The organism is Cyclobacterium sp. SOCE241, from assembly GCF_056867545.1.
Map to the genome: position 1 here is coordinate 5466076 of NZ_CP149779.1, position 22024 is coordinate 5488099.

16 protein-coding genes and 2 pseudogenes are annotated in these 22024 nt (G+C 38.6%); 7 read left to right on the top strand and 11 right to left on the bottom strand.

Annotated elements, in window-relative coordinates:
* Window positions 1-24 precede the first annotated feature (24 nt).
* Complete coding sequence (locus WG932_RS27885) at window positions 25-765, bottom strand: DUF3891 family protein (RefSeq protein ID WP_483086080.1); 741 nt, start codon at window positions 763-765, stop codon at window positions 25-27.
* Window positions 766-1336: 571 nt separating this feature from the next.
* Here WG932_RS27885 and WG932_RS27890 point away from each other — a divergent pair.
* A complete protein-coding gene (locus WG932_RS27890) occupies window positions 1337-2842 on the top strand; it encodes a sulfatase-like hydrolase/transferase (protein WP_483086081.1) in 1506 nt (501 codons plus the stop codon).
* A 129-nt stretch (window positions 2843-2971) separates the two neighbouring features.
* Here WG932_RS27890 and WG932_RS27895 read toward each other — a convergent pair.
* The 6 genes and pseudogenes from WG932_RS27895 to WG932_RS27920 all read right to left on the bottom strand — a co-directional run.
* Window positions 2972-3520, bottom strand: a pseudogene (locus tag WG932_RS27895) (DUF3841 domain-containing protein); the annotation flags it as partial.
* Window positions 3521-3671: 151 nt separating this feature from the next.
* Window positions 3672-5771: a CehA/McbA family metallohydrolase gene (locus tag WG932_RS27900; protein WP_483086082.1), complete on the bottom strand. Its 2100-nt coding sequence runs from the start codon at window positions 5769-5771 to the stop codon at window positions 3672-3674.
* 40 nt (window positions 5772-5811) lie between these two features.
* Entirely contained in the window at window positions 5812-7359 is a 1548-nt protein-coding gene (locus tag WG932_RS27905) for a sulfatase-like hydrolase/transferase (RefSeq protein WP_483086083.1), read from the bottom strand.
* Complete coding sequence (locus WG932_RS27910; protein ID WP_483086084.1) at window positions 7356-8846, bottom strand: RagB/SusD family nutrient uptake outer membrane protein; 1491 nt, start codon at window positions 8844-8846, stop codon at window positions 7356-7358. The genes WG932_RS27905 and WG932_RS27910 overlap by 4 nt, the downstream gene beginning before the upstream one ends.
* Before the next feature lie 19 nt (window positions 8847-8865).
* Window positions 8866-9867 (bottom strand): hypothetical protein, encoded by a 1002-nt coding sequence (locus WG932_RS27915; protein WP_483086085.1) that lies wholly within the window; start codon window positions 9865-9867, stop codon window positions 8866-8868.
* An 8-nt stretch (window positions 9868-9875) separates the two neighbouring features.
* Window positions 9876-12029: a SusC/RagA family TonB-linked outer membrane protein gene (locus WG932_RS27920; protein WP_483086086.1), complete on the bottom strand. Its 2154-nt coding sequence runs from the start codon at window positions 12027-12029 to the stop codon at window positions 9876-9878.
* Window positions 12030-12487: 458 nt separating this feature from the next.
* On the opposite strand from WG932_RS27920, the gene WG932_RS27925 reads away from it, so the two are divergent.
* From WG932_RS27925 to WG932_RS27940, 4 genes and pseudogenes are all read left to right on the top strand, one after another.
* Window positions 12488-13651, top strand: coding sequence for a right-handed parallel beta-helix repeat-containing protein (locus tag WG932_RS27925; RefSeq protein WP_483086087.1), 1164 nt, complete (start codon window positions 12488-12490; stop codon window positions 13649-13651).
* A 647-nt stretch (window positions 13652-14298) separates the two neighbouring features.
* Window positions 14299-15560, top strand: a pseudogene (locus WG932_RS27930) (putative DNA modification/repair radical SAM protein).
* Window positions 15561-16334, top strand: coding sequence for a TIGR03915 family putative DNA repair protein (locus tag WG932_RS27935; RefSeq protein ID WP_483086088.1), 774 nt, complete (start codon window positions 15561-15563; stop codon window positions 16332-16334).
* Between the two features lie 713 nt (window positions 16335-17047).
* Window positions 17048-17425 (top strand): hypothetical protein, encoded by a 378-nt coding sequence (locus WG932_RS27940; protein WP_483086089.1) that lies wholly within the window; start codon window positions 17048-17050, stop codon window positions 17423-17425.
* Window positions 17426-17860: 435 nt separating this feature from the next.
* Here WG932_RS27940 and WG932_RS27945 read toward each other — a convergent pair whose 3' ends face one another.
* Window positions 17861-18415, bottom strand: coding sequence for a hypothetical protein (locus tag WG932_RS27945; RefSeq protein WP_483086090.1), 555 nt, complete (start codon window positions 18413-18415; stop codon window positions 17861-17863).
* A 512-nt stretch (window positions 18416-18927) separates the two neighbouring features.
* On the opposite strand from WG932_RS27945, the gene WG932_RS27950 reads away from it, so the two are divergent.
* On the top strand, window positions 18928-19422 hold the full coding sequence (locus WG932_RS27950) for a hypothetical protein (RefSeq protein WP_483086091.1): 495 nt from the start codon (window positions 18928-18930) through the stop codon (window positions 19420-19422).
* Between the two features lie 276 nt (window positions 19423-19698).
* Complete coding sequence (locus WG932_RS27955; protein WP_483086092.1) at window positions 19699-19899, top strand: hypothetical protein; 201 nt, start codon at window positions 19699-19701, stop codon at window positions 19897-19899.
* Window positions 19900-20234: 335 nt separating this feature from the next.
* On the opposite strand, the gene WG932_RS27960 is transcribed toward WG932_RS27955, so the two are convergent.
* The 3 genes from WG932_RS27960 to WG932_RS27970 form a co-directional block, all read right to left on the bottom strand.
* Window positions 20235-20495 carry a hypothetical protein gene (locus WG932_RS27960; RefSeq protein ID WP_483086093.1) on the bottom strand — a complete coding sequence of 87 codons (261 nt, stop codon included), beginning with the start codon at window positions 20493-20495 and terminating at the stop codon, window positions 20235-20237.
* Window positions 20496-20715: 220 nt separating this feature from the next.
* Window positions 20716-21168: a hypothetical protein gene (locus WG932_RS27965; protein ID WP_483086094.1), complete on the bottom strand. Its 453-nt coding sequence runs from the start codon at window positions 21166-21168 to the stop codon at window positions 20716-20718.
* 3 nt (window positions 21169-21171) lie between these two features.
* Window positions 21172-22011 (bottom strand): M35 family metalloendopeptidase, encoded by an 840-nt coding sequence (locus WG932_RS27970; RefSeq protein ID WP_483086095.1) that lies wholly within the window; start codon window positions 22009-22011, stop codon window positions 21172-21174.
* Between the last annotated feature and the right edge of the window lie 13 nt (window positions 22012-22024).

Genomic DNA, 22024 nt, shown 5'->3' on the forward strand with positions numbered 1-22024 from the left:
GATAGAAGGTAATTGTTCAATTGCTTATTCTTTAGCGAGTATCCATTTTTTTGTTTGTGGCTTGGTTTTCAAGAGAGATTCCTTAAAATTTTCTTTAGAGCTAAATTGGGTTTCCTTTAAAACTCTTTCTTCAATCGATAACTCAAATTTATCTTTCTTAAAAATCCACGGGCTTATAATCAAACGTTCATCATCTGTTTTCTTTATGAAAAATGTTTCCTCACCAATAGAAGTGTTAATTTCAAGCAGCCTTTCCAATTCAGGGGTTTCATCCTTGCATAGGATGAGGGATAATCGATCACAAAAGCGCAAAAACTCATGGTATTCCTTTGCTTTTTTATTGGGAAGGCCAAAATGCTTGAGTATAATTTTCCGTTCAGACGCTTGCTGTTGAAAAAACGCTGAAATTCTTTTGCTCTTTTTTTTGAGAGGGCCATATATAAATTCCAAATGATAAGAAATCAATAATTTTATCCATTGAGACTTATTTTCCGAGGTTCTCAAAATGCGCTTCATCCTTTCTACAACTTCATCTACCTGATAATTCTCTTCGGTAAAATCCATTGGTACGCCAAGGTCAGAAAGGTACTCTTTTTCGTTCAAGTCCAGTTGCCTGTCATCATGCTCACTAATGGCTATTAGGGTTTCAAACCAATGAATGGGTCTATAAACTTCTTTAATTTCGTTAGCAATCTTACCTGCCAACATACCATGTGCCTCATGGAGGATGATATGAAGTCCTACTATGGATTTATTTACGATCATTGATATTTTGTTTTTGATCTTTAGAATTTATATTGCTCGTAATAAACGTTTTGATTTATTTTCTGTTAAGATTCTCTCGCACTCATTTATGGTAAATTCATTAATTAATGTTCAATTATTAGAACGTCCATGTCGAAGTCATTGCTTAATGTGTCTGAGTATAGATTTGAAATAAACAAGTATCAAATCTAAGGCCACTATGGTTAAGGAGTCCTCAGGGTTTGATATTTATAAGCATAATGTTCTTAAAAACAATTGTAAGTAGTAGATGTTCAATGATTTAAATAGGAGTTTCACCCTTTTAATGCATCCAGTCTATATCAGCTATAAAGCGACTAATTTAATTTTGAACAACTGAAGTTATAGGGTAAGTTTATATTTGGTTGCGATGGGATTAAGTTCCTAAGGCTGAATAGATGCAAAGCTTTTGTAATAATATAAAGTGAACAATTCATTTTTAATAATTATCATGTGTAGACGGTAGGTGGTGTTCGAATATTCAGCAAACAACCTTTTAAAAGTAGGATATCAAAGACTTTAATTAAACCATACAAATGTTAAAGAATTTAATTTGTCAAATAGCCCTTCCGGCTTTACTTTTCCTCTTTTTGGATTGACTCAGGCGGTGAATGCTCAAAATAATTGGTCCCAAAACAATAAGGTAACAAAGAGCGAGAATGGGAAAACACTCCCAAATGTGGTGATCATCCTTGCAGACGATATGGGTTATTCGGATCTTCAAGGGTACGGTGGAGTAGCCAACACTCCAAACTTGGATGCTTTGGCATCTGAAGGGGTGAAATTCACCAATTGCTATGCCGGTGCTCCCAATTGTTCGCCTTCAAGGGTGGGGTTGTTGACAGGTAGAATTCCTGCACGTGCGGGCATGTATAGCTATAGGCCTCCCGGTTCTCCCATGCATCTACCAGACAATGAAATAACGATTGCCGAACTACTAAAGCCTGCGGGATACCAGACAGCCCATTTTGGGAAATGGCATTTGAGTGTGCTCCCCCAGGACCCGAACCTTAATCAGCCCCAGCCAAATCAACAGGGTTTTGATTATTCACTTGGTACAGAAAATAATGCGCAACCTTCTCATCTCAATCCTGTCAACTTTATTAGAAATGGAACCCCAATAGGAGAACAGAAGGGGTATTCCTGTCAACTGGTCGCCGATGAAGTGGACCTTTGGTTTGAGCAAAAATATCAAAAAGAAAAACCTTTCTTTCTCTATGTGGCTTTTCATGAGCCTCATGCAAAGGTTGCTTCACCGGATGATTTAATCGCCAATTACCCTGGTTATGACAAGAAGACAGCTGAATACTTTGCCAATATAGAAAACATGGATTTGGCAGCCGGCCGAGTATTAGAAGCTTTGAAATCAAGAGGATTGGATAAAAATACCATGGTTTTCTTTGCTTCTGATAACGGGCCTTACCGAATGGGGTCCCAAGGGGAGTTACGCGGATTGAAAGGGGAGGTATATGACGGGGGCATCAAGGTTCCCGGAATTTTCTCCTATCCGGGTGCTTTCCCGGGGAAAAGGGAAATTGAAACGCCCATTTGGTTTCAAGACCTGCTGCCAACCATCGGAGAATTGGCTGGGGCGGCCATTCCTTCAGATCGGAAATACGATGGGATAAATTTATTGCCATTGCTTGAGGGAGGGGAAATAGAAAGGGATAAACCCATGCTCTGGTATTTTTATAGAAGTTCTCCGGAGGTTGCCATGCGGAAAGGAGATTATATGTTGATGGCTCGTGCCAATGATGAAATGCCCAGAACCCATGGCGTTACGGATAAGGACATGGAATTTATCAAAACCATTAACCCGGAATATTTTGAGTTGTACAATGTGGCAAACGATGCAGGTCAACAAGAGGACCTTTCCACTATCGAACCGGAGAAGCTTGAGGAAATGAAAAGTGCCATGTTTACCTTGCTGGAGGAGGTAAAGGAGGAAGGCCCTAACTGGGAAGGCCTGCCAATATACGAAGAGAAGAAAGCCAACCACAATAAGCCCGAAGAATTTAAAAGGAATCAAAAGAGGTTTTTGATGGAAGGGAATGAGTGAAAGTTGAGGGGTGCTGGTTGAGAATGAGGTTTTTAAATTTGTCGATGCCTTGGTTTATGAAATGGGTTTGAATTAAAACAGATCGATAATTTAGTTTTGGGCAGTGGGTAATGTTATTGTTTTTCAAAGTTAGCGGGCCGTAAATTCATCAACCTTAACAACTTCGTCTATTGACAAAGACCAAAATGTTGCTTGGATCCTTTTGTTTTTCCTTGCTTTAGTAAAATACCGGTCATTGAAATCCAAATCTAAAACTCTGTCCCAACTTTTTATCATTTCTTTTCGGAGATCTTTTGGCAACTTGCCTATATGGGAAGTGGCCATGCCTATTTTTTCTAATTTATTAGAAAAGTTTTTTCTTTCATTTTTATTTCGCCCAATAAAATCATGGTGGAAGTAAGGGATTTGCCAGAGCATAAAATCAGACAATAAAACTTCTGACTCTTTCTTTTTAATTTCGATACGAACACCTCTGGTTCCTTTTCTTAAAAAGCCTACTGCTCTTAAATCAGGTTTTTTCTTTTCGCTGTTTTTATATTGATACCATGCCCAAATAGGATAACAATTTTGAAAAGGGCGTTTACCCACGCTACTATCCATCTTATTTCTTAACCAATTATAGCCAAATAAACAGAAATCATAGTATTCGTCGATGTGTTCTCTCGATACGTAAATGGTTCCTTTTTTAAGAAATCATTGTACCAATCAATCGTCTGTATTGTCCAAAGAGTCATTGTACCAAGGGTTTATTAATCCATATCATTTGATTTTTGAAGGCTTTTGAATAAGTATCGAAATATTATAACAAGGTCCTTCTAAGTTGCCATTATTAATCAGCACCAATTAGCAACCATGCCGCATAAAATTTATGAAATCCGGTCTTTGTGGCTGGTGAGGCCTGTTCCAATGGTTTGTTGTCCTTCATTAATTTATCTAATAAGCCTTCTTCCATTAATATAGAAGCGGCTTGAATGGAGACAGCCTCATCATAAAGTTTTAGGTTTTCTATCAAACGTTCAACTTTGCCTGCGGCATCTTTCCATAATTGTTGAGCATAGGCGTAAGCACTCGTGGGCGTACCATCCCCTTTGACATCAACCCATACGGCTCCTGAGGAACCCATAACTTTGGGTTCCCAAAGTGGGCTGTCGGGCTGATAGGGTTTGGCGATTTGCCAAAAAGGCAAGGCCTTTCCCGGACCTGTGGCAATGGCTACAAGAAAAACATCATGCGCAGGTCTTGGAAGTGTCCATGTGCCGTTCCATTTTACACCTGTTCCACTTTCATCGTCTTTAGAGATGACTGCTTCACGAATTTTTATACCGTTTGCATATAAGCTTACTGTATCTGCATCTAACCAATTTGGGCCCAAGACACGGACAGATACATTAATCTCTCCGGTGTTTGGTACCAGATCCCCCGGGCCATATTTGTGGTCAACAATCATTTCTGCCATCAAACCAAAATTCACCATGACCTTTCCCTGCCGGATGTTTTGAATGGCTTCCTTTACGTCAATACGTCGGGCATCATTGCTTTGGCTTCGGATATAGGTTCTTGCCTGTCCTACCAAATACCTGCTGACATCATGGGAATCACTAGCGCCTATTGGTGTTATTGCATACCCCCTATTTAATAAGCCAAACCAATCTTTATACAACTGCATGAGATCTGTTTGATGGGCTCCTGAATTAATGACTTCCATCGCATTGGCCGGAATTTTCCACCCTTCAAGATTAATTCCTGCATCCCCAATATGCCTTTTCTGATCAAAGGGTCTGAACCCACCGTGTACATCTCGCGCATGGTTCAATACAATAACTCCCTTACCCACTGCTTTTTGCATGTTTCGTAGCAGCCCATCCCAGTTTTCAACATCAACTTCTGGAACAGGAGTATTCTTCCTTATGGAAAAAACATTAAAGTGTCCAAAATGAGTAGTTACTTCGTTGCCAATAACCGAAGTGAAATATGTTGCTACCTGCATGGCTTTGGCAGTTGAGTCCATATCAATATGTTTATTATGATCGGTTATGATAGGTAATTCTATTCCTTCGCCTGCTATGGTGATGGAACGTTCCTGCATGCTGGCATCGCCATGTCCGGAATGGGTAAAAGTATGGATATGGGTGTCACTACTTATCCAGCCTTCAATGGGAACTTCACGCTTGATGTAAAGTTTTTTATGAATTTTATCTCCCGGTTTAATTGCTAATTGAAGCGAATCAACTCCATATTCGATTCCTCGGTTGGCGTAAATGCTATACTTTCCGGATGGAATTCCAAATGTGGCTATTCCATTACCTGTATAGACAATTCCCGGTCTTACCGCCAGGGTCTCGGAAGAAGATACCCCTACTGTTTGAAGGGCTCCTTCGGGATTTGTTACAGTAATTCTTGCCGGGAGAAGATTCCCGCTTGTTTTGTCATACACTTCGATGTGGAGGCTGGCTTCTGATAAGACATCTGGCCTTGATTGATTAATTAATTTTATTTGCCCTATTCTAATGTCGTCCGGAATTTTATCCATCTGCTCAATTTGCAGTCTGTTATTTCCGAGAGTTAGTATTCCTGATGGAATGTCTAAGTAGATGATCTTGTCTTTTTCATCCCTGTCTAAATTCCCTAGAAGATGGCCGTTAATCTTTACCTGCCAAGCATGTTTTACATCTTGTTGCCGAAATTGAAGGGTTTGATTACCATCCCTATTCTCTAAATCAAGTGGGATTTCCAGCCGGTCTCCCGCTGCTATTTTGGGAAAATCCGACCATTCTTGTTGTTCACCATAGCGCAAATGATGCATTTCCGAGCTTATAATGATTTCTTGCCCATAGCTATTTTCCAATAAGAGAGACAAAACGATCATGAAAAAACAGTGCATGGTCAATTTGAAACGGAAGGGTAAGGGGTTCATTACAATTTGGGTCATCTTGTTAAATTCAGGCTTAAGGGATTAACTCCTAATGTGCTTATTTCTCCTGTTTTACACTGTCTTCAATATAACTATAGGATGCTTTTAGCCCAAGGACTTCTTGGACGTTAATACTTGGTGCCGGATGTTTGTCTCTATCCATAAAGTATTTAGCACCCATCCATTTCATTTCCCCTCCGACTACTCTAGGATCTCCTGTCTTGCTAAGGTAGGCTTCCAGTCTATCGGCAAGCATTTTTCTGGTGTTTTGATAGGGTTCTTGGTCGACTACATTATTTAACTGGTCAGGGTCTGTGCGAAGATCAAACAGTTCTTCAGCTGGCCTTTTTGCGAAAGCAAGTTGAAACAATTCTTTTACATGCTCATTGTCTCTATACCTAAGCATGTACTCTTTGGTGGGAGACGGGTAATGAAGCATATGGGCATCGACGTCTCCGTATAGTGGAGGGTCGCCAGCTGGCCATTGTTCCGGTTCGTAATTACGGATATATAGAAAATCTTTGGTGACAATAGATCTCCCTCCATAGCCGGCGCCACCGTTTCGGACAAAGGCATGCCGTTCTCTGCCGGTTACCATAAAGTCCCTCTCAGGTTCAATTGTGCCACTTTTATCTGACTCCAAGATATTTACCAGACTTTTGGCTGTCATTTCTTTGGGGATTTGAAGGCCTGCCAATTCAAGAAAAGTAGGAGCCAAATCACTGAGGTTAATAAAATCATTGATTACCCGCGCACCAGATGACCTTTCCGGCATGGAAATCACCATAGGTATTTTAGTTCCAAAAGTGTAAAGGTTGGCCAATCCCCGAGGCATTTGCCAACCATTGTCACTACAAACAATGATGATGGTATTCTCCATTTCGCCGGAAGCCTTTAAGGTCTCCAAAAATTCTCCTACTTCACTGTCGAAACTTTGAATTTCAGCATAATAATCAGCCATGTCCATTCTAACGGAATCGTTGTCAGGTAAATAGGTAGGGACTTCAATGGCTGACAAGTCAATAGTACCTTTCGTTGCATTGTCAGCATAGGGCCGGTGGGGGTTTCTGGAGCTGAACCAATAGGTGAAAGGTTGCTCTTCCTCTCTTTGATCCAAAAAATCCTGAAAGCGGTCAAATTTATTGCCTGCCGGATTACGCTCCCATCCGCCTGCTTCATAATTCCCGGGTCCCCAACCTTTGCCTTGGTGACCAACCAAATAGCCCGATTCTTCGAGCAAATCGGTATATACTTGGAAGTCAGACGAAATGGTTCCCCAAAGATTCGCTCCCTCTCCCAGCTTCCAAATATCCATCCCTGTAAGCATGGATGCTCGAGCAGGTGTGCAGGAAGGAGCGGCACAATAAGCGTTGGTAAATCTAAGGCCGCGTTTAGCCAAACTGTCTATGTATGGTGTTTTTACTACCGGATCTCCATAACAGCCCAAGTGATTCCAGGAATGGTTGTCAGACATAAGGAGAAGAATATTAGGTCTTTTCCTTATGTCTTCGGGCTTATCACTACAACTTCCAAGGAAAAATGTTCCTAAAATCAGTGCAGCGAAAATATTGGATAAGGTGTGCGTCTTTAAAACTTTGTCGTTCATTCTGTAGGGTTTTGTATGAGATTCGGATTTAAAGCCATTTCAGTTTCAGGAATTAAATGGACAATGCTATTGGAGGTGGGCTGTACCAATAAAGGTCCTGACCAACCAAAGGGTTGTACAGAACTTCTGTCCAAAGGCCTGTTGTTTCTAAATACATCCATGGCACGATGGCCTTCCCAAGCCAGTTCCAGACGTCGCTCATCCAAGACCACATCCAGTACAGTTTCGTACCCTTTGAGGTCATTTGTGTCAAACAATTGTTCTCCCGACAATCCGGCCCGCTCTCTAATGATATTGACCATTTCAATGGCCTCGGTTTCCTTTCCCGATGTTTTTGCATAGGCCTCCGCTTTGATCAAGTACATTTCTGCCAAGCGCATGACGATGGGGGATGAAAGCATTTGAACTCCACCTTCCATGGTGTATTTGTTTATAAAGTATTGAGACAAACCATCTCTTTTTTGCAGAAGGAAGCCAACATCTTCCGTAGGATCAGGTATTTTGTTTCCTTCCTCATCATAAATATAATCAGGATCAATGAACTTGACCCTTTCGTCATTCGGGTTTTGGTAAATTAAATTCCTATAGGTTTTTGAAGCGAACATTTCCCCCCATCCACCTTGTCCATGGTATAAAGAGCCAATGGATCCTTTGCCCATATTCTCTGTTTCCAAGAGTTTGATAGCAAATATAGTCTCCGGATTATTTTCCGGTAATAAGGTAAAATAACTTCCAAATTGAGAGGTTTCAAGCAGACTGTATTTCCCTGAATTAATCACCTTGTCGGCGTATTCAATGGCTTTCTCATTTTGCTCCATGTACAGGTATAATCGAGCGAGCATACCCCAAGCCACTTCTTTAGAACCGAAGATGGAGGGTTTGCTAATGCTCATCAATTCGGCTGCCCTTAAGAAGTCACTTTCAATGAATTCATAAGTTTCTTTAACAGTACTTCTCGGAGGCAAGGCAGATACGTCAGTATTGTCTCTAATCATTACACCCAAGTTGGTTTCGGGGTTTTGAGAATAGGGCCTGCCAAACATTCGAACTAGGTCAAAATGCATAAAAGCCCTTAAGAAACTATTCTCTCCTTTTAATTGGAGATTTTCTTCATCTGCATTGTCGTCTATGGCCTCAATGACCTTGTTTGCTGAAAAGATACCATAATAAGCTTCCTGCCAAAACTGGGTGGAAACGGAAGAATTAACAATGTGCTGGTAACTGTAGGTTAACATTCTATTGTCCCCACTGTTCTTCACCCACACCGCATCATCCCCAGGGAATTCTTGGGCTGCTTGCCGGTTTCTCACATACCGCATTTCTCTCAATCGGCTATAGGTGCCTATGGTGATGTTGGATAGTAATTCAGGTGATTCTGAAACCTGTTGGTCTGACAATTGGTCAATTGGGAAATATTCAAGGTCGTCACAACCACTCAAATATCCCATGAAAACAGTGAGTAAAAAGATATTTATGTACTTTTTCATTTTATGGTTATTAAAATTCTTAAAGATCAAAACTGATACCTAGAAGTATTTTTCTGGTAGGAGAAAACCTTGCACTATTGGCTGATTGTGCGATTACAGGGTTTTCCATATTCACATCAGGGTCACCACCACTAAACTTGGTGAAAACAGCCAGGTTGTCCAGGCTCATATAAATTCTCATACCGGTGAATTTGTAAACCTTTTGGGGAAAGGCATAATCTAATCTCACATTTTGGATCCGGAAATAACTTCCGTCTTCTAAATACCTGGAGGAGGTTCCATTGGAAGCACTTCCACCACTTAATAATTTTGGGTGTGTGGCGATATCTCCGGGGTTTTCCCATCTCACCCAGTCTTTCTGAAGTTTCATTTGGTTTTGATTGGTGCTGTTGTTATCCGAATCTATGCGTTCTCTGTGAGAGAAATAGATGCTTTGTCCTACAGCATAATTGGCCAAAACACTTAAAGAAAAATTCTTATAATAAAAGTCGTTCCTAATCCCTCCTGTAAAATCCGGATAAGCTGAACTTACAAAAAGGTTGCTTGCTGCATTATAGGTATTGGTAGTGCTAATGTTTGCCGGTTCAACTTTATCTGCCCCATGAATTAAATTGCCTTCAGCATCTTCCCACCTGATCCAAAGAGGATCACCTGTTTGGGGGTCTGCTCCAGCCCATTCTTTCATGTAGAAATACCGCATCGGTAAGCCTTCTCGGATCCTCATCTGCCCACTTGCAATGTCTTCACCTTGATTCAAGGCCAAAACTTTGTTTCTGTTGATGTTTACATTGAAATTGGTTTCCCACCTGAAAGCACCATCCATGTTTACAGTGCTGATATTAAAATCCAACCCACGATTTCTAACGGATCCAACATTCCTTTGCTGGCTTGAAAAACCACTACTAGCAGAAAGGGGTACGCTTTGCAATAAATTTTTATTTACCCTATTGTAATAATCGACTTCAATATTGATTCGATTGAATATGGAAAATTCAACCCCAATATTGGTTGTGTAGGCCATTTCCCAGGTTAAATCCGGGTTTCTCGTCTTGCAGGCCGCGCTCCTGATAACCTATTGTAAGTACTATTGGTGGTGAAACTATATGTGCCTAGGGATAAGTAGGGGGCAATGTTGGCATTTCCTGTTGTGCCATAGCTAGTCCTGATCTTTAATAAATCTATCCAAGTGGCATCTTTTAAGAAGTTTTCCCTGTTAACATTCCAAGAAGCACCAACCGAATAAAGAGTAGCCCACCTATTGTTGGCACCAAACCTAGAGGAGGCATCCCGTCTAACAGAACTGACCAAAAAATATTTCCCTTGGTAATTGTAATCGACCTGTCCAAAATAGGATAAAAAGCCTGTTTCGGTATTGTTTCCGGAGATAGACTTTGGACTTCCGGCAGCACTTAGCGCGCTTAGTCCTCCGGCTAAATCCATCCCAACAGCTCCTGTAAAAGAAGAGCTGAGATAATTGTATTCTTGCCCTAGAATTCCTGCCAAACTGTGGTCACCGATGCGGTGTTCCAAGTTTAAAAGGTTTGAGGTAAGAAATGATTGGTCATAAGAATAGGTCTGGCTAATTCTTCCATTCTCAAAACTCGCCAATTGATGGTCTTTATCCAGCAACTGGGTCCAATCTGTACCGGCTAATCCGACCCTGTTAGTGGTAGAAAATCGCATCCAATCCGTGATTTGAGCGTCAAGTTGAAGGTCGATTCCAAATCGCATGTTTTTGGTAATGTCTCTTTGGTGGTCTTTGTTGTAGAAATAATTGGATTTGGCATTTCCTATCCAGACATATCCCGGTTCCAATGGATTGTATGGAGTGACTCCATCGGTTTCAAAAGCAGGATCCCATGGTAAATTATTGTACAACTGTGTCATGGTTCCTTCCTGTCCGCTGAGAGGTTCATTTGGGGCTCTGTTTGCGCCGGCGTTGATTCTGGTTTGTAGGGTAAATCTGTCCGAAATCTGGTGTTTTAGGTTGGCACGGAGATCCAAATTTTGATATTCAGTTCCTAAGACCGTCCCAAGTTCATTGTAATAATTTCCACTAACGTAAAAGGTGGTTTTATCAGAGCCACCGGAAACAGAAAGCTGGTGTTGGTTAACATGTCCGGTTCTGGTAAGTAGGGATTGCCAGTCTGTATCGGAAGCCAATAAGGAAGAGGGTAGGACATTGTTAAGGTATTGGTCAAAGGTTTGGTTGGTATAGGTCGGAACACCTGCTGCAACTTGAGCATCGTAAAAATTCCTAAATCCTTGCTCTTGTCTGTCATACAATTCCGCGGAATTCATCATTTCTAAATTGCCATTTCTGAATTGACTAATTCCTGCTGATCCACTATAGCTTACTTTGGTTTCACCACTTTTTCCCTTTTTGGTTGTAATGATGATTACTCCATTTGCTGCACGTGAACCATACAGCCCTGTAGCGGCAGCGTCCTTTAGTACTGTAATAGAGGCGATATCCATAGGGTTTGCAGATCCGCCAATTACACCATCTACCACGTACAAAGGCCCATAACCGGCACCAATAGAACCGACCCCTCTAATAACAAGGTTAGTAGCGCTTCCGGGTCTGCCTTCAGTGTTAGATACGGTTAAACCGGCAACTTTTCCCTGAAGCATGGTTCCCAAGTTGTTGGATACCACACCGTTTTTTAAATCTTCTTCTCCAACGATAGCAACTGATGATGATAACTCTGATTGACGCTTAGCGCTGTACCCGACGACTACAACTTCATCAAGTGAAGAAATGTCTTCTTCAAGGGTTACATCTATGATACTTTGATCCCCAACAGGGATTCTTTGGGATTCAAAACCAATAAAAGAAAAGACCAGTATTGAGCCTTCTGGAACGGAAAGACTGTATTTTCCTTCCAGGTCTGTTGCCGTGCCTATTCCTGCTCCAGCAACAGAAACCGTTACTCCGGGAATGGGTTCCCCTGCCTGATCCAGGACGGTACCGGATACAGAAACGTCCACCACTTTAGCTATAGGCCTAACATTTTCGTTTTCCGGAAAAACATGCGGTTGAATAAATTTGCCCCTATTCGAATTAGGGGCTTTTTTGTTGTTTCCTAAAGCTGGGATATAGCATGAGAGGAATACAAAAGTCACTATTCCAGTCAAAAGCTGCCTAATAAGCCTTTGATGATAATGTATGTTTGGCGTCATTTTTTTGGGTTTATAATTTAATTATTAATTGAAATCTTTTCAGATTAAGCAATAATATAAAATTTTAAATTTAATTTATGATTAAAAACAATACTATATTTTTAAAATTTTATTATGATAATGTTTAATGTAAATTCTGAATTCAAAATGTGTCTCAGTATGAATTTATGTCCTATTATTCTGATTTGACTTTAAATTTCTGGCTGATGGGCAATGGATTAGTACATTAATTTATTTCACTATTTAAATTAATAACTGAAATTGTATGAGGGAGGAAGTCTATCCAACAATTTTAAATGATTAAACCATAAAATCATTTTATCTAAGAAGTGCTAGGGTTATGGCTACCCTATTTCTAAGCTTATTAACTATTAATTTCTCTGTATAATTAACTTGAATTAATTAGATTTATAAAATACGGATTGAAACCAGTTTAGTATTTTGCATTGAAAAGACATATGGAAGAAAATAATAATAGCAAACATTCCAGAAGGCAATTTTTTTCTACTGCTGCTAAAAGCAGTTTAGCGGCCTGCACTTTAGGGTTTCCCTTAAAAGATTGGAACCCAAGTACATTTTTGACTGAACCTGTTGAAGGCGAAAATCCGGAAAAGCCAAGTTGGCTCGCTATTAATGATGAGATTTATGGCGCCAAACCTAGTGATATGGGGCCGATTGGTGGAGGGAATGGATATGCCTTTCCAATTGTAAAGGGAGATTTTGAGGCGATAAACTTGGATGAATTGTTGGATGCACTTGCGCAAGCAAAGTCGGGACAAGTTGTCTTTATTCCCGATGAAATTAATATAGACCTAACCACTAGGGTTTTTATTGAAAAGTTGGTTTTAGAAATTCCTGAAGGGGTAACCTTGGCCGGGAACCGCGGATATGAAGGTTCTAAAGGTGGAATTTTGCTAAGCAATGCTTTGGAGACCCGGTTCCTGATTCGTGCCATTGGGCCAGGGGTACGAATATCGGGGCTAAGAATTCAAGGGCCAAATCCTGACCGTCATCTGGAACATCACAAACGCGCTTTTGGACCTGAAGGTTTGGGACGTGATTATTATTACAAATTCCCAGTTTCGAGAGGAATAGTGACGGAATATCCTGAATTGAAAGTGGACAATTGTGAGGTTTCAGCTTTTTCAGGTAGCGGCATTTTTCTTAAAAAGGGTTCTGGACACCATATTCATCATAATTTTATCCATCAATGCCAGTACAATGGCCTCGGTTATGGGATAAGCCATGCTGCAGCTGATTCTCTAATCGAATATAATTTATTCAATGAAAACAGGCATTCTATTGCAGGTACCGGGGTGTCGGGTTGTGGATACATAGCTAGGCATAATATTGAGCTGGGCATATCATTAAGTCATTGTTTTGACATGCACGGAGGCAGGGACAGGAAAGACAATACGGACATCGCGGGAACGACAATGGAGATCTATAACAACACTTTTTATGCACCCCAAACACCCGTAGTAATTAGGGGTGTACCTGAAGAAAAATGTGAAATACATCACAATTGGTTTGCCAAACATAAGGAAACCGAACAGGCTGTTAGGGGCCTGTCAGGAAAAACCATAGCCATGGGCAATGTCTATGTTGATGAACTGAATTAAGGATTGATTTAATCGTATCAATTCAATTGCTACACAACAGATGGTATTGCTGAATAAGCTGGAAGTTTTTTTGCTATCCACTCCTTTGGAATTAAATCGCTGCCAAAATGTTTATTTTCTCATGCATTTCCCAAAGTTTTCCATCATGACCGATTTCATTTTTCGGGTTCAAATCCAGACGTAACATTCCTGAGCTTTCAAACGTTTGTAAAAGGCTTCAGATTAAACCCGAAATATGCAATAGACAATCTATTACGTGCTGAAATCGCTTCAAAATCAGTCACTTCATTGCTGTTTTCAATTTCACCATAGCCGTGCTATGCTAAAATCTCCAAACAGCCTGATTTTCTTGCGATTGCAACACTTCCCGTAAACACTGGACAGGCTTCACCCCTGACCTTGTCAGGGCGGAGAAATCCTATTACAATAATCCGGGTTAAACAATTGGTTAATGATTTTGTTTTCAAATTATAAACCGTTCTGAAAGATTGGTATACAATTTGGTCTGGCAAATCAATAGTCCTCTAAAAGAAATCTATTGTTCTCTTCTATTTGTTAGGTAGATATTTGTAAGGCTAGATTATCCTTCTTGATGGGCATTATTTAGGGAAGAATTTCAGCAAATTGTCCAAGTTTTATTACCATATATGGGGTTTACACGTATTCAAGAAAAATTAAAAATACTTGCAGATGCAGCCAAATATGATGTGTCCTGTGCATCCAGTGGTAGCAAGCGGAGCAACACCAATAAGGGGCTCGGTGATGCAACAGGGATGGGGATTTGCCATTCCTACACCGAAGATGGTCGCTGTGTATCTTTGCTAAAAATATTACTGACCAATCATTGCATTTTTGACTGTGCCTATTGTGTAACAAGAAAAAGCAATGACATCAAGAGGGCCGCTTTTCAGGTGCAGGAAGTGGTTGACTTGACCATAAATTTTTACCGTCGCAATTATATTGAAGGCTTGTTTCTGAGTTCAGGAATCTTCAAAAGTGCAGATTATACCATGGAACGGTTGGTGGCTGTAGCCAAGAAATTGAGAACTGAAGAAAAATTCAATGGTTATATTCACCTCAAATCCATTCCCGGAGCCTCTGATGAACTGATGAAGGAGGCTGGACTTTATGCAGATAGGTTGAGTGTAAATATTGAGATTCCTACCAAGGAAGGGTTGAAACTATTGGCCCCGGAAAAAAATCGTGAAGACTTTATCAAGCCAATGATAAAAGTTAAAAATGAGATCATCCAATACAAATCTGAAAAAAACTAATAAAAAGCACCCCACTATTTGCACCGGGAGGGCAAAGTACGCAAATGATTATAGGGGCTAGCGGAGAAAGTGATCAGCAAATCATGTGGACCTCCAATTATTTTTATAAAAAGTTTGAATTAAAGCGGGTTTACTATTCCGGATATATACCCATCAGTTATGATTCGCGTTTGCCACATATTGGCACCGAAGTACCGATGTTACGAGAAAATAGGCTGTACCAGACAGATTGGTTGATGCGCTTCTATGGTTTTGAAGTGCATGAAATATTGAATGAGTCCCACAAAAACCTCGACTTGGAGGTAGACCCCAAATTGGGTTGGGCCCTGAGGAATTTGGAATACTTTCCAGTGGATGTGAATACTGCTGATCGGGAAATGTTGGCACGTATACCGGGAGTGGGCATGAAATCCGTGCATAAAATCATTCAGGCAAGACGTTTTAGAAGACTTAATTGGGAGCATTTACAGCGCATAGGTATAGCCATGAACAGAGCCAAATATTTCCTTGTCTGTGCCTCACAGGATTTTGAACGGAGGGATTTGACTGGCCCACAACTGAAGTCTCTTATTCTTCAAAACACCACCAGTAAATATCAAAAAACACTAAGCACTCAATTGAATTTATTTGAATAAATGCTAAATATTCAGGATTCCATACTCATTTATGATGGTAGTTTTGATGGTTTTTTGACCTGTGTATTTCAGGTCTATGATTTGAAATTAAAACGCGTCCTTATCCAAAAAGATAGTGAATCTCAAGCCTCCTTATTTGGCAAGCAAAATGTAGTGGTTGCAGATCCGGTTAAAGCAGATCGGGTGTGGAAAGGCTTAGGGAAGAAAACATCAAATGCGGGAAGACTGCGTATCTATTATGGCTTTTTGAGTGAAAAACAGGGGATTGAAAATCTATTGTTACGTTATATTCAATATATTTTTGAGAGTAGGCTACCGGTTGATTCAGATTTTTCTAATCCTGATGTTTTGGAATTGAGTAAGGTTGCTAAAAGCGTTGGGCGTGAAAAACACCGCATGGAGGCTTTTGTTAGATTTCGATTGACTAAAGACGGGTTGTACTTTGCTACCATTGAACCCGATTTTGATGTACTCCCACTTATTTCCAAACATTTCAAAAGTAGATATGCCGATCAAAAGTGGGTGATTTATGACCTTAAGCGAAATTATGGCCTCTATTATGATTTGGATAAGGTGGAAATTATCAACTTGACCTTACCCGAGGGATTTGATGCCAGCAAAACTTCTCCTGATTATTTTGCTGTCGAAGAAATTGAATTTCAAACCTTATGGAAGGACTATTTCGATAGCACGAATATCTCTTCGAGGAAAAACCTACAATTACATATTCGTCATGTGCCTAAACGATACTGGAAATACCTAAGTGAAAAATAGAGGTGAAAAATACTTGATGGTATGATTAAAGAATTGAAGCTTTTTAATTACCAACTTACTAATAATCCAAGGAATAAGATAAGGTTAAAAAGGTAGCTTCCGCATATGCCTATTTCCGCTTTTATCATGGGCAAGGACCTTATTGCAGCTGATGACCAGCTTTAGATTTATTCAAAGGAAGATCGTTTGCCTAATTTTAATTCGGACAAATCTATTATTACGTGACTTAAATGCTTGAGGGTATCGTCTAAGAGTGGTTCCACTGGAAAACACCACTCGTATTAAAAGATCGATGGTCCGTGGTATTGGATTTAAAATCCTAATTCAGTTTTTCTTTGCGATTATGTTGAAATATTTCCCTGAATTTGTTCTTGTGTGGAAACTACCCTTCTTTTTAATCCATTCTACGAAATTCAATAATTACAGAAAAAGAGTTAAGTCTTTGGTTTTGGACTAAACATTCAATTCATTATGATTGTTGATCATTTTGGTCACGCTTTTACTTATTAATTTAAATGATTTTTCAGGAAATTGTTTGACTACAATAATATGGTTAGTGCGTTTCAATAGTGGTTTTTGCATCTTTTTTATATTCAAAAAACCTTTATTTATATTTAAAATACATTTTTGTGTAGTTTAGTAATATTTATTGATTACCTTTGACTAATTATTTAAAAGTAAATTTTTAATCAAATTATTTAATCGTTTTCAAAATGAAAAGAACATTACTTTTGGCTGCTATAGCCCTCGTTTTTATTGCACTTCCTAAAGTTTCTTTAGGACAAGCCTCTTTCTCCCATTCTTTAGGAGCAGCTTATTATGTTAGTACATCTACTGTCATAACTGAGAATTATGAATCCACTTCTACCATTGGTTCTCCTGCTATTTTGTACTCTCCTAGGATTAATATGGTTGAATTAGGTAGAGAAATGACTGTTTCAGTAGGTACACACTTGGGATTGGGATTTATGCTTGATACAAATTCAGGGAGTGCATCCTTCGCAATGGATCTTCCCGTCGTTGCCGAAATTAACTTTGGCCACGGAGCCCATGCTGATACCAGGTCTTCAGTAGGGGGTATGCTGGCGTAGGTTATGGTATTAATAGGTTAGGTGGTGGGAGTAATTTTGAAGGCGTCTCTACCAATAAAGCTTCAGGACCTGTTCTTAACGGAGGTGTTCGTGCCTTAATTAATGGTGTCCCAGTAGGATTTAGACTTTCTTATTTATTAAACATGGAAGAAGGAGGAAATGTAGCAGGCATTGGTGCTTTCTACACTTTCGGTTTTCGATAAATTCCGAAACTAATTTAAAGAAGGCAGGTTGCTAAATTGATCCTGCCTTCTTTAAACCGCCTTTATCAATTAAGATTGATAAAGGATTTTTTATGTCTTTTGTTTTATAATCCAATCCGGAATGTGTTATAAAGAAGTTTTGTGGTGATGATTAACAGCTATCTGCTAATAATTGGTCCGCTATTGTTCTTGTCTTTTATTTTTTAAATCTCGCAGTTTATATGATGTCTGATTAATCCTGAGTGAGTTGTATTGCTTTTTTATCAGAAAGATTGTCCCTCCATTCAACTTGTATGCTTCCATCAAGAAAACTTATGGTGAGCCTATTGATATCTCCCTCCCAGATAAAGGTATCATTAAAGATTTTTTCGGTAGGGGGGCCGAATTTTTTACTAAAGAAATTGATGAAGTCTTTGAACCCACTGTCTATATTGGGTAGGTCACGTTTGTTAAATGTCCATCTACATTTATATAACAGACCGGATAAATAAATCAACCTCAGGTCATGGGCTTCTACGCCATTAATAATTCTCAAGGGATGGCCTTGATAAATTCCTTCCTGTATTCCGGCTTCTAAATTTCTTTTAAAACTTTCTGCCAGAAATGGGTGGTTTTGATAGACTGTTTCTTTTCCAGTTATTAATTGAAGTTGATCTTGAAGGCTTTCAAGTGTAGCGCCAAGTTCAAGACCATTAATACTTTTCACCTTGTCTATGGACTCTTGAGCAAAAAGCACTGGACTAAAAAGCAATAAAAAACAGCAAAGGATGATTTTTGAAAAATTCATTTATTAATTATTTATGGTTTTAGCTTTGTATAAAAATCAATCCTTCAAACTTTTATTTGATCCTGTCATTTTACTTTACCCCAGTATTTCAATAGCGTTTCCTGAATTTTCTTAGCCTGCCCTGATTTTTTTTCAAAGGAAGTTTTCCCATCAGGCAATAGTTTGTCTATTGTCCTTTAGGGCTCATTTAGTTCGAATTTCATCAAGACTGGAGACTTCTTTTATCGGCATCATGTGGCATTAAGAATAAAGTAAAAGCTTCTTATGTTACGCATTGTTAAATTAAGTGTTTCGGAGAAATATCCAATCTAATTTCACTTAATTTTATTTGAAACTTAGGTGTAAATCTGTATGGCTACCTCGAAATACGCACTGAAAAGTCTGAAATATAAAATGGCAATAAATGTACTATTATTACTCTAAATCATTTCAAAATCAGATTTAGTCGTTTATAAACGTTTAAATAAATGGATAATATTGATTAGATTTACAGAGAAGTGATTTTGAGCAAAATGAAAACAGAAAAACCCGAAACCAAAAAATGCTTGCACTGTGCCAAGCCAATTACTGGAAGATTGGACAAAAAGTATTGTAATGACTATTGTCGCAATAGCTATAACAATCAGACCAAACGTGCAGGTGACAAGCAGATCCAAGAGGTAAACAGCATTATTAGAAAAAACCGTCGGATATTGAAAACACTATGTCCGGCTGGTAAGGCAACAGTAAGCAAAGAGCTGCTTGATTCCATGGAGTATAATTACCGGTTTTTTTCAGGAATTTATCGGTCGTCTGCACCCTCTAAACTTGTTTATTTCATATGTTACGATTATGCTTTCAGTCCACTAAATGAAGAAGGTAAAAACATGGCACTAATCGTAGAAAAAGAAGATCACTTTAATGATTTTTTGAGAATCCATGGTCAGCTTAATTTAGGCAAAATGAGGTTAGAAGATAGATTGGCAATTCATCAACATCTTTTTGAACATTTGATAAATGCCTATTAAGCTTTTTTAGGGTAACACCAGCATTTTTTAGCAATCACTTGCAACAATGAGCCTGATGGGACCCCCTTAGTAGAAAAAACAGCCCGAATAGAAATTGCCTTTGAAGGAAATATTGAACAGTACCTCGTTAATTTCGGAGTCCACTCCCTCTACCAAGGCCAAAATGGTTTTGTCAGTGCAACCATCATTCAGCCTGGAAACCTGGAATGGACCCAAGTCATTGATCAAGCCAATACCTTTAACCTTTCCACCTCGGCCACCTTTTCTGAACTTATCGTGGAATCAGAAGAGCCTGTTCATACCTTCGGCTTTATTTTTAATGTAGTCCACACTGGGGACATACCAGATGAGGATTTTGAGGATTTAAGTGCTACTATTAAGGTTTACGGAGACAATGCCGAAGTTCAGACATTCCAATATACCGCTAGACCGGTAGGGGAGGCTTCGGAGGCTTTGAGTAAGACGGTGAGGTTTTAAGGTGGACAAATGGTAGAATTACGCTGAATTACCTACATTTTTAGAATAGGTATTTATCACCGACTAAAACTCTCTTCGTTTATTACAGGGGAGTTTTTTTATTTTTTTGATAATTACAACCTAACGATTCTGTCCAACGTCAGTGTTAAGCAACATCAATATTAAACTTTAATAGAATTAATTACACTAGCGGGTAAAGAATTTGTCAAAGCCACTGCATTTGAAAACCCATTAGAATTGGTAAAATTGGAGTCCGATGTTTATAGTTTTTAAAGCAATTATCAAATTAACATTCGTTTACTCAAGTAATTTTAAAGCACACTTAGAAAGCAAATTTACTCCATAATGAATGCAATCTTCATTAAATACCACTTTTGGATGGTGCAAGGAAAAACTTGATTAGAGTTGTCTCTTGCACCAAGAAAATAAAAGAAGGAGGGGACTTTTCTCGAATAAAAAGCAAAATCTTCACCTCCTAAAATGGGGTTTGCTTTGAAAATATTATTCTCTCCAAAAATAGAATTTAAAGTAGGAGTAAGTTTACTATGGATATCTAAGTCATTTAGCAGACTTGGATAATAAAGTTCAATTTCCATTTTAATTTTGACATCATAAATTTGTAGGCTACATAGGGAAGGCTACAAATAGGGAAGGCTATAATATAAGATTTAAATTTAGAAGTAATATTATCATGAATAAGATTATTATTTGTTGCCGACTATTTATTCATTCCTTTTCCAAATAGGTACCCACTTGAAGTAATACCCATTAAAATATATGCGGTAGTTTCAAACTGGGGATATTCCATTCTATTCTCTAAGAAAAAATGGAAACATAAACTACTATATATACAATAGTAAAAAGTAAATCTTGTAATCTTCCAATTGAAAACTGACCATTATCATCCACTAAAATATCAATCCAAAACCCCATTGATGTAGAATTTGATTTTAATTTAGTTGTATCTTTTGCGGAAGCCTTTTGGGTTGCTGCAATAATTCCAGCTGTTAGCGTAGTCGATAAAGAAATTCCTAATAGGATTAATGATGTCTCATTAATCCAAGGAATGTTATCCGGATTAAATCCCCAATTTAAAGAGAAAGCTGGGCCAATAATTAATGTCCATAGCCACAATTGAAATCTTGAAAAACTATACATTGAAGTATTAGAGTTAGTCTCTCTAAGAAGAGTAGTTACTAATGCCACGGTCACACAGATTCCGAAGATTAAAATTGCAAGAATAACTGAGATGATATTTAGAGTTTCCATAAATTAAATTGTCGTTTCGTTTTCCACATAGTATTCAAAATTATCTGCATTTTTAATTGCTTTGTCAGGATCGTCTTTTGCCAATTGCTTTGCTTTAATCTGTCCATAAACTATGTCGTCTGTGTCAGCAGATGCATGGCTATGTTCATGTATTATTGTTCCTGCTTTGGAATCTACCCCAGTATCTGGTGCAGATTCAAATTGGCTACACAGCCAAATTTTAGAACCTCCTTTGGTTGTATATGCAAAATCATTGGGACTACATAAGGGTCCATTAAAATGATAAGTAAACTCCGTAGATTCCATTCCTACTTTAATTTTTGAGTATGTCGACTTTACTCTATTTAACCTATCGTTTGTATGTGCTCCATACCAAGTTTTATAGGAAGTGTCATTGCTCAAGTTTTGTATTGATTTTTTTGTGTAAGAATAGCCATTTAAATGGGCTAATTTCACCTTATTTTTCTGTGCGTCTGTTCCACCGATAAACTTTGGATCTTTTAGGGTTGATACAGTAAATTCTTCAGCTATTTCATTATTTTTTTTAATTCTGTTTTGTTGTCCAATGGTTAATTTCTTACCAACACTTTCATTAACCTTGAATTCAGTAATTTTATTTGAAACAAAATCAATAGTGCTAATGGACTTTTCAAGAGCAAGGAACCCTTTATTGATATTCGTAGATGCGGGAAGAACAATTAAATTTTCGGGATTAAATTCTAAAGTATATACATCTTGATTGGATAAATCATAAGCCTGACTTAAATTGATTTCTTTTTTTTTTGATTCACCATTTTTAATCAAAATGAAATCCTCAGAGGTTGGTTCTCCTCTCTTTTTCATAATTCCATCATAT